The sequence below is a fragment of the Actinophytocola sp. genome (assembly GCF_009379765.1).
Classification (GTDB): domain Bacteria; phylum Actinomycetota; class Actinomycetes; order Mycobacteriales; family Pseudonocardiaceae; genus Actinophytocola.
The window spans coordinates 1-8,162 of record NZ_WHTD01000257.1 but is presented as its reverse complement, the minus strand read 5'-3'; the positions used below and the strand labels follow the sequence as shown (position 1 = coordinate 8,162).

The following is an 8,162-nucleotide window of genomic DNA, read 5'->3' as shown; positions in this document are numbered from 1 at the left end:
CGTGCCCCCCGTGCCCCCCGTGCCCCCCGTCCTCCAGTCCCCCACGTCGTCGTGTCGTCCGCTCACGTGGCTGTGTCGTCCGCTCACGTCGTCGTGTCGTCCGCTGGCGGGCGGATGTCGAGTTGTCCACAAGCCGGACAGTTGTCCACAGCCGAGCGTTGACCAGTCGTCCATGGCGGATGAGGCGGGCAGCATCGAGGCCATGAACGAACATGCTGACAACCTGCACGGGGCCAGGCGCAGGCGAGACCTGGCCGCCGAACTGGGTGAGCACGCGCTCCGGCTGGCACTCCGCGACGGCCTGCTGACGCAACTGTGGCCCGGGGTCGTCGTCCCGCGCGTCCGTGTGCTTGATCTGCCTACCAGAGCAGCCGCGGCGTTGTTGTACGTCGGTGCCGACGGGGCGGTCGTCGGTCGGACGGCGGCCGGTCTGTTCGGCTGCACCGCCGCCAACTGTGGCGACATCCATGTCACCGTGCCGTACACCCGACGAGTCCGCGGCCGTCCGGGTCTTGTCGTGCATCAGGGACCGCTCCGGCAGGGCGACGTGGTCGAGCTGCTCGGGTTGCGGGTCACGGCGCTCGATCTGACGGTAGCCGAGATGTTGTGCACCGCACCGCGGAGAGTCGCCCTCGCGACCGCGGACCAGGCGGTCGTGTCCGTTGGCGGGGAGCGGGCGGAGGCGTTTCTCGCCGCGGTCCAGGAGCGGCTTGCCCGCCGGGCCGATCGCCGCGGAACGATACGCGCGGCTGTCCTGCTCGGGCTGATCACCGGCAAGGCGGACTCGCCACCCGAGTCGTGGCTCCGGCTGCTGGTGGTGGATGCCGGATACCCACCGCCCGTGGCCCAACACGAGGTCCGGAGCCTCGACGGGCGCAAGTTGTACGTGCTCGACCTCGCGTGGCCGCAGCTTCGGATTGCGCTTGAGTACGACGGCTACGAGGCACATGAGGACCGCGAGGCTTACGACACGGAGCGGGACCACCGACTGGCTGCCCGCGGGTGGATCGTGATCCGGGTGCGAGCAGCCGACATGAGAGAGCCCCGGCGCGTGCTCGACGAGTTGGCCACGGCCTTCGCCGTGCAGCGGCACGTTGCCTGACCATCGCCACCGGTCGTCATGGCGACGTGGCGGGACGGCACGGGGACGTGGCGGGGTGACACGGGGACGTGAGGGGACGACACGGGGACGTGAGGGGACGACACAGCGATGTCACGAGGCGGCACGGGGACGTGGCGGGGTGACACGGCGACAGGACGGGACGACACGGGGACGTGAGGGGACGACACAGCGATGTCACACGGTGACACGGCGGCGTGGCGGGGTGACACGGCGACGTGGCGGGGTGACACAGCGACGCCACACGGTGACACGGCGACGTGAGGGGACGACACGGGGGGCGCCGCGGGGCGACACTGGGTTCGGGGGTACGGGGGTGGGGTCAGGCGGTGAGCTTGGGGATGATCTCGCTGCCGTAGGCGGCCAGCGTCTCCTCCTTCTGGTCGTGCATGAGGTAGACGGCGAACTGGTCGACGCCCAGCTCGGCCAGCTCGGTGAGCCGGTCGACGTGCGCGGCGGCGGGGCCGACCAGGCAGAACCGGTCGACGATCGAGTCCGGCACGAAGTCGGTCGACGGGTTGCCCGCCTTGCCGTGGTGGGCGTAGTCGTAGCCCTCCCGGTCGCGGATGTAGTCGGTCAGCTCGTGCGGCACCGGGCCGGACTCGCCGTAGCGGGCGACGAGGTCGGCCACGTGGTTGCCGACCATCCCGCCGAACCAGCGCAGCTGGTCGCGCTGGTGCGCCACGTCCTCACCGACGTAGGCCGGCGCGGCGACGCACATGGTGATGCCGCCCGGATCGCGCCCGGCGTCGCGGGCGGCCGCGCGGACCGACTCGATCGTCCACTTGGTAATCGCGGGATCGGCCGTCTGCAGGATGAACCCGTCGGCGTGCTCGCCGACCAGCTTGAGCGCCTTCGGACCGTACGCGGCCATCCAGATCTCGAGCCGCCCGTCGCGCACCCACGGGATACGCACCGGTGCCCCATGCAGATCGACCTCCCGTCCCTCGGCCAGCTCCCGGATCGCGTGCATCGAATCACGGAGCACCGACAAGGTCGCGGGCTTCTGCCCGATCACCCGGCGGGCCGAGTCGCCCCGCCCGATCCCGCACACCGTGCGGTTGCCGTACATGTCGTTGAGCGTGGCGAACAGCGACGCGGTGACCGACCAGTCCCGGGTTGCCGGGTTGGTCACCATCGGCCCGACGACCAGCGACGACGTGTTCGCCAGGATCTGGGCGTAGATGACGAACGGCTCCTGCCACAGCACCACCGAGTCGAACGTCCAGCCGTAGCGGAAGCCCACCCGCTCGGCCTCGGCCATCAGCCGGACGACGTCGGCGGCCGGCGGGTTGGTCTGCAGCACGACTCCGAAGTCCATCGTGGACCCTCCCGATCAGACGAGGTACTGGGACAGCTCGCGGGACAGGAACCGGCCGTGGCCCTCGGCGCCGTGGAACGCGCCGTCGGCGATCACCACCGAGCCGCGGGACAGCACGCTCTCGACCTTGCCGGTGATCGACATGCCCTCGTACGCCGAGTAGTCGACGTTCATGTGGTGCGTCGTCACCGACAGCGTCTGCGTCGCGGCCGGGTCGTACACCACGATGTCGGCGTCGGCACCCGGCGCGATGACACCCTTGCGCGGGTAGAGGCCGAACATCCTGGCCGGCGTGGCCGAGCAGACCTCCACCCACCGCGCGAGCGTGATCTCGCCGGCGACCACGCCCTGGTGCAGCAGGTCCATCCGGTGCTCGACGCCCGGCATCCCGTTGGGGATCTTCGAGAAGTCGCCGCGGCCCAGCTCCTTCTGGTCCACGAAGCAGAAGGGACAGTGGTCGGTGGACACCACGGACAGGTCGTTGGTGCGCAGCCCCCGCCACAGGTCGGCCTGGTGGTCCTTGGGCCGAAGCGGCGGCGACGCCACGTACTTCGCGCCCTCGAAGTCCGGCTTCGCCAGGTCCTCGATGGACAGGTAGAGGTACTGCGGGCAGGTCTCGGCGAACACGTTCTGCCCGATGTTCCGCGCCGCCGCCACGGCGTCGAGGGCGTGCCGCGCGGACAGGTGCACGATGTAGAGCGGCGCGCCGGTGACCTTGGCCAGCTGGATGGCCCGCGAGGTGGCCTCGCCCTCCAGCTCCGGCGGCCGGGTGATGCCGTGCTCGACCGGGTCGGTGCGCCCGGCCGCGACGGCCTGCGCCACCAGCTCGTCGATCGCGATGCCGTTCTCCGCGTGCATCATGATCATCGAGCCGGTGTCGGTGGCCTTCTGCATCGCGCGCAGGATCTCGCCGTCGGTCGCGTAGAACACGCCCGGGTAGGCCATGAACATCTTGAAGCTGTTCACCCCGGCGTCGATGCAGGACTCCATCTCCTTCAAGGACTGGTCGTTGACGTCGGAGACGATCATGTGGAACCCGTAGTCGATCGCGCAGTGCGAGTCGGCCTTCTCGTGCCACTTGTCCAGGGTGGCCAGCAGCGACGTGCCCTTGGCCTGCACCGCGAAGTCGATGATCGTGGTCGTGCCGCCCCACGCGGCCGCCGTGGTGCCGGTGGCGAACGTGTCGGCGGAGAACGTGCCGCCGAAGGGCATCTCCATGTGCGTGTGCCCGTCGATGCCGCCGGGCAGCACGTACCGGCCGTCCGCCTCGATCACCGTGTCGGCGGTGTCGAACACCCCCGGCGCGGTCACCGCCGCGATCGTCTCGCCGTCCACGAGCACGTCGGCGGCGATGGCGCCACCGGCGTTGACCACCGTTCCGTTGCGAATGAGAGTGCGCATGAGCCCTTTCCCTCAGGCGGAGGTGAGCGAGTCGTAGCTGTCCGGCCTGCGGTCGCGGTAGAACGCCCACAGGTCCCGGACCTCGGTGAGCAGCCCCATGTCCAGGTCCCGCACCAAGACCTCCTCGTCGGTGTCCGACGCGGCCTCGCCGACGAGCTGCCCGCGCGGGTCGGCGAAGTAGGACTGGCCGTAGAAGTCGTTGTCGCCCAACGGTTCCACGCCGACCCGGTTGATCGTGCCCACGTAGTACTCGTTCGCCACGGCTGCGGCCGGCTGCTCGAGGCGCCACAGGTACTCCGAGAGCCCCCGGCTGGTGGCCGACGGGTTGAACACGATCCGCGCGCCGCCCAGGCCCAGCGCCCGCCAGCCCTCGGGGAAGTGCCGCTCGTAGCAGATGTAGACGCCGACCTTGCCGACCGCGGTGTCGAACACCGGGTAGCCGAGGTTGCCGGGCCGGAAGTAGAACTTCTCCCAGAAGCCCTTGACCTGCGGGATGTGGTTCTTGCGGTGCTTGCCGAGGTAGGTGCCGTCGGCGTCGATCACCGCGGCGGTGTTGTAGTAGACGCCCGGCTGCTCCTGCTCGTACATCGGCACGACCAGGACCATGTTGTGCTGGTCGGCGAGCTCGCACATCAGCTGCGTGGTGGGCCCGTCCGGGATCTGCTCGGTGTAGGAGTAGTAGTCGGCGTCCTGCACCTGGCAGAAGTAAGGGCCGTAGAACAGCTCCTGCAGGCACACGACCTGGGCGCCCTGCGAGGCCGCGGTGCCGATCGCCGACACCGCGTTCGCGATCATCGACTCCTTGTCCCCGGTCCAGCGCTGCTGGACCAGCCCAGCCCTGACGATCTCAGACACTGACCTCTCCCTCCGGTAGGCGAGCCGGTGTGCTCGCCGTGGTCGGTCGCGCGAGCGACAACGCCCAGTAAACCGCGAACGCGACGACCAGGCCGGCCACCCAGCTGTAGTCGTAGAAGTCCTGCAGGAACGGGATCATGCCGTCGGCGGGGAACGGGCCCGCGCCGGGGTTGGAGTAGGCGCCGCCGACCGCGACGACCGCGCCGAGGACCGTGGCGAACAGGGCCTTCCAGTTCCACCCGGCGCTGTACCAGTACCGGCCGCCCTCCTTGTAGAGGTCCTCGAGGTCGAGCTGGGTGCGGTACTGGAACCAGTAGCCGGCCACCAGCACGCCGGCGACGGCCGCGAGCACGCCGCCGTAGAACTGTAGCCACGCGAAGATGTAGATGTTCGGGTCGGAGATCAGGTTCCAGGGCATGATCACGACGCCGACCACGCCGGTGATCAGCCCGCCGACCCGGAAGCTGACCAGCTTCGGCGCGGCGTTGGAGAAGTCGTAGGACGGGCTGACGACGTTGGCCGCGAGGTTGCACGAGATCGTGGCCAGCACGAGCGCGACCAGCGCGACCACCACGACGACGGGACTGGCGAACCGGGCCGCGAGCAGCGCCGGGTCCCAGATCGCCTCGCCGTAGAGCGCGACCCCACCCGACGTGGTGAGGATGGCGATGATCGCGATGAACGACATCGTGGTCGGCAGGCCGAGGATCTGGCCGCGGATCTGCTTGCGCTGGCTGCCGCCGAAGCGGGTGAAGTCCGGCATGTTCAGCGACAGCGTCGCCCAGAAGGCGATCATCGCCATCAGGGACGGGGCGAACACCTTCCAGAAGTCCGCGCCCCAGCCCAGCTGCGATGGCTGGGACAGGATCGGGCCGATGCCGCCCGCCTTGACCAGCACGTAGCCGAGCAGGATCAGGAAGCCGACCGACACCAGCGGCGCGGTCCAGTTCTCGAACTTGCGCACGGCCTCCATGCCCCGCCAGATGATCAGCATCTGGACCACCCAGAACACCAGGAAGCACAGCCACAGCGTCCACGGCTTGCCGAACAGCACGGCCGCGTTCATCCAGGCGTCGCCGGAGAGCGTGCCGACGATCACGAACATCGCCTCGCCGCCGACCCAGGTCTGGATGCCGAACCAGCCGCAGGCGACGAACGCCCTGAGCAGGGCGGCCAGGTTCGCGCCGCGCAGCCCGTAGAACGCTCTGGAGAACACCGGGAACGGGATGCCGAACTTCGTGCCGGCGTGCGAGTTGAGCAGCATCGGGACGAGCACGATGAGGTTGCCGATCGTGATCGTGAGGAAGGCCTGGAGCCAGTCCATGCCGAGCGCGATCAGCGAGGCGGCGAGGGTGTAGCTGGGGATGTTGTGCGCCATCCCCATCCAGAGGGCGAAGTAGTTGTAGGTCGTCCAGGTGCGCCGCTCGACCGGCACCGGGGCGAGCTCCTCGTTGTAGAAACGGCTGTCGCGGATGCCGGCGTGGTCGTCGAGATCGACCCGGCCGTCCGGGAGGGTGCTCTGCGCCATCCCGGCATCGTGGGCGTCCGGGCCCGTGGGAGGCAGTGTCACTGTGTACACCGTTGGCGCACTCGGTGGACACTCTGCCAATTGCGGTGATCGCACTGCCCGTGCCCGGTCCGCCCCGGGTTACCCGCGGGCAACCACCATGTCACGGCGACCGGGACGGCGCCTTTACAACAACCTGCCTCAAAAATCTTGACACGTTCCGCCACGAGCACCCAATCCGCGGTCCAGGGCGCGCACCAGATCAGCGGACGGCAACCCGGCGTCATCGCACTCGGCCCGCGACACGTGCGCCGGGCTATAGCCGATCCGGCGCGCGATCTCGGCGTGGCTGAGGTTCGCCGCAGCACGCAGCCGGCGAATCGCCGGAGTCAGCGCAACAGCGGCAGACCCGCCCTCGGCGAACTCAGCCGGGCCATCGGACACGGGGTGGTCACCTCCTCATCTGTGCATCCCGGATCGGCACAGCGGGGACGGGGAAGCGAGGGCAGGGACAACCGCCGAACCGACGATTTCTTCGCCTGCCACGTGTGGGGTGAGTGGTAGTTCAGCCCGGCCGGTTTCATCGGCGCGCCGAGTTCGTGAAGGATCTGGCGCACCCTGGCGTAGCTGAGTCCCACACGGCCGGCCACAACCATGATCGGTAAATCGCACTCCACATAGAGCCGGCGAATTTCCTCATTGCGCGCTGCGCGGTCCACCATGGTGCAGGCCCCTTTCCTCGTCATGCGTCGTAGGGACCGGGCGGCGGCAGTCGTGGTGGAACCTGCCGCGCCCGGTCACGCAGCCCAGCGGAGCCCAGACAGGCCAGGCACGCGCTCCGGTCTCACGCTGGGCGTGGTCATGCCGGGTGCCGGGAAGCTGGCTGGTCGTGCTGATCCCCCGCCAGCTCCCCGGCGGTCTTGGCCGCCCGCGTCGGGTCGGTTGTGCGGCCAAGCTCCGTCCCCCGGCGGCTCCGTCACCGGCGCCCGGTGCCGTCCCGGCCGGGCTGCCGCACATACGGCGGCACGCGCAGCAGCCCGCCCGGCGACGGCGGCCGGTAAACCGGGATCTCCTCGGTGGGCAGCTCCTCCCAGAGCAGCTCGGTCACTTCGGCCGGTGTCTCGGGCGGCATGGCGGCCGGCGCGCTCGGCGGTCTCGGCCGCGCTGACCGCCAGCGCCGCCACCGACAACGCCGCACCCTCATGAAACCGGTGCAGATGCCGCCAGCGCGTGGAGGTTTCCACGCTCACCGGCCGAGCGCGGCACGGCTGCGGGCAGACGCCACACACGCACTCGTACCGGCGCAGCGTCACCGGTCCGCGCACCTCCACGCCGATCTCGGCGCGCTGGTGCTCTCCCGCTCGACAGCTCGCGCACCTCATCACGTCCCCCGGCGCCGGATCGAGAGGTTCGGACCGCGCCGCTCGACCGGCAGACACAGGCGCGACTTCGGCGCCCGCAACACGATGCGAACGTCTTTCTCGCCGGGCGCCGGCAGATCCAGCAGGGCACGCCCAGCCCGCACCGGTTTCCCCGGACAGTCCCAGAACACGACGGCCGGGTTCAGCACGTCCCGACCGGCACCGTTCGGCGTGCGGTAGGCGTAGGCCCGGTGCTCGTCGTGCAGGATGAACACATCCGCGCAGCCGCCCCGGTCGAGCACCATGGCCACCACCATCGGGCCGTCGTGGTCAACCTGGTAGGTGTGCACCAGGTAGCCGGCGCGGCCCAGTTCGGTCAGCGATTCGTACAGCTCGGCGTCCATGGCACGGCCTACCCGCCGTCCGGCTCGGTGTCGGCGCGCGCCGCGTGTCCGGTCACTTAGGGCGCGTAGTGAATCAAGTCAGGGTGGGTTGGGCGTGTCGCGTGTCGGGCGGAGGGTGTAGTTCCAGTCGCCGTGCCAGGTGTCGCGGGTGATCGGGAGTTCTTTCATCTGTCGGTCGCTGATCTCGATGCCG

At 69.6% G+C, this 8,162-nt stretch carries 8 protein-coding genes; 1 reads left to right on the top strand and 7 read right to left on the bottom strand.

Features of this window, described 5'->3' with window-relative positions; all coding sequences use genetic code 11:
* The first annotated feature begins 202 nt into the window (after nt 1–202).
* Nucleotides 203–1,102 carry an endonuclease domain-containing protein gene (locus GEV28_RS41130; protein ID WP_291419638.1) on the top strand — a complete coding sequence of 300 codons (900 nt, stop codon included), beginning with the start codon at nt 203–205 and terminating at the stop codon, nt 1,100–1,102.
* Between the two features lie 340 nt (nt 1,103–1,442).
* Here the strand turns inward: GEV28_RS41130 and GEV28_RS41125 are convergent, their stop codons facing one another.
* The 7 genes from GEV28_RS41125 to GEV28_RS41095 form a co-directional block, all read right to left on the bottom strand.
* A complete protein-coding gene (locus tag GEV28_RS41125; protein WP_291419636.1) occupies nt 1,443–2,441 on the bottom strand; it encodes a TIGR03842 family LLM class F420-dependent oxidoreductase in 999 nt (332 codons plus the stop codon).
* Nucleotides 2,442–2,456: 15 nt separating this feature from the next.
* Nucleotides 2,457–3,842 carry a dihydropyrimidinase gene (hydA, locus tag GEV28_RS41120; RefSeq protein ID WP_291419634.1) on the bottom strand — a complete coding sequence of 462 codons (1,386 nt, stop codon included), beginning with the start codon at nt 3,840–3,842 and terminating at the stop codon, nt 2,457–2,459.
* A 12-nt stretch (nt 3,843–3,854) separates the two neighbouring features.
* Complete coding sequence (locus GEV28_RS41115; protein ID WP_291419632.1) at nt 3,855–4,697, bottom strand: nitrilase-related carbon-nitrogen hydrolase; 843 nt, start codon at nt 4,695–4,697, stop codon at nt 3,855–3,857.
* Nucleotides 4,690–6,225 (bottom strand): NCS1 family nucleobase:cation symporter-1, encoded by a 1,536-nt coding sequence (locus GEV28_RS41110; protein WP_291419630.1) that lies wholly within the window; start codon nt 6,223–6,225, stop codon nt 4,690–4,692. Before GEV28_RS41110 ends, GEV28_RS41115 begins: the two co-directional genes overlap by 8 nt.
* Before the next feature lie 180 nt (nt 6,226–6,405).
* Complete coding sequence (locus tag GEV28_RS41105) at nt 6,406–6,648, bottom strand: helix-turn-helix transcriptional regulator (RefSeq protein WP_291419628.1); 243 nt, start codon at nt 6,646–6,648, stop codon at nt 6,406–6,408.
* 532 nt (nt 6,649–7,180) lie between these two features.
* Entirely contained in the window at nt 7,181–7,312 is a 132-nt protein-coding gene (locus tag GEV28_RS41100) for a hypothetical protein (RefSeq protein ID WP_291419626.1), read from the bottom strand.
* Between the two features lie 273 nt (nt 7,313–7,585).
* Nucleotides 7,586–7,969 carry a hypothetical protein gene (locus GEV28_RS41095; protein ID WP_291419624.1) on the bottom strand — a complete coding sequence of 128 codons (384 nt, stop codon included), beginning with the start codon at nt 7,967–7,969 and terminating at the stop codon, nt 7,586–7,588.
* Between the last annotated feature and the right edge of the window lie 193 nt (nt 7,970–8,162).

Bases quoted from the DNA above. Each gene is read 5' to 3' on its own strand.
- GEV28_RS41110 (WP_291419630.1), bottom strand. From the start codon at position 6,225: ATGGCGCAGAGCACCCTCCCGGACGGCCGGGTCGATCTCGACGACCAC.
- GEV28_RS41095 (WP_291419624.1), bottom strand. From the start codon at position 7,969: ATGGACGCCGAGCTGTACGAATCGCTGACCGAACTGGGCCGCGCCGGC.
- GEV28_RS41130 (WP_291419638.1), top strand. From the start codon at position 203: ATGAACGAACATGCTGACAACCTGCACGGGGCCAGGCGCAGGCGAGAC.
- GEV28_RS41125 (WP_291419636.1), bottom strand. From the start codon at position 2,441: ATGGACTTCGGAGTCGTGCTGCAGACCAACCCGCCGGCCGCCGACGTC.
- hydA (WP_291419634.1), bottom strand. From the start codon at position 3,842: ATGCGCACTCTCATTCGCAACGGAACGGTGGTCAACGCCGGTGGCGCC.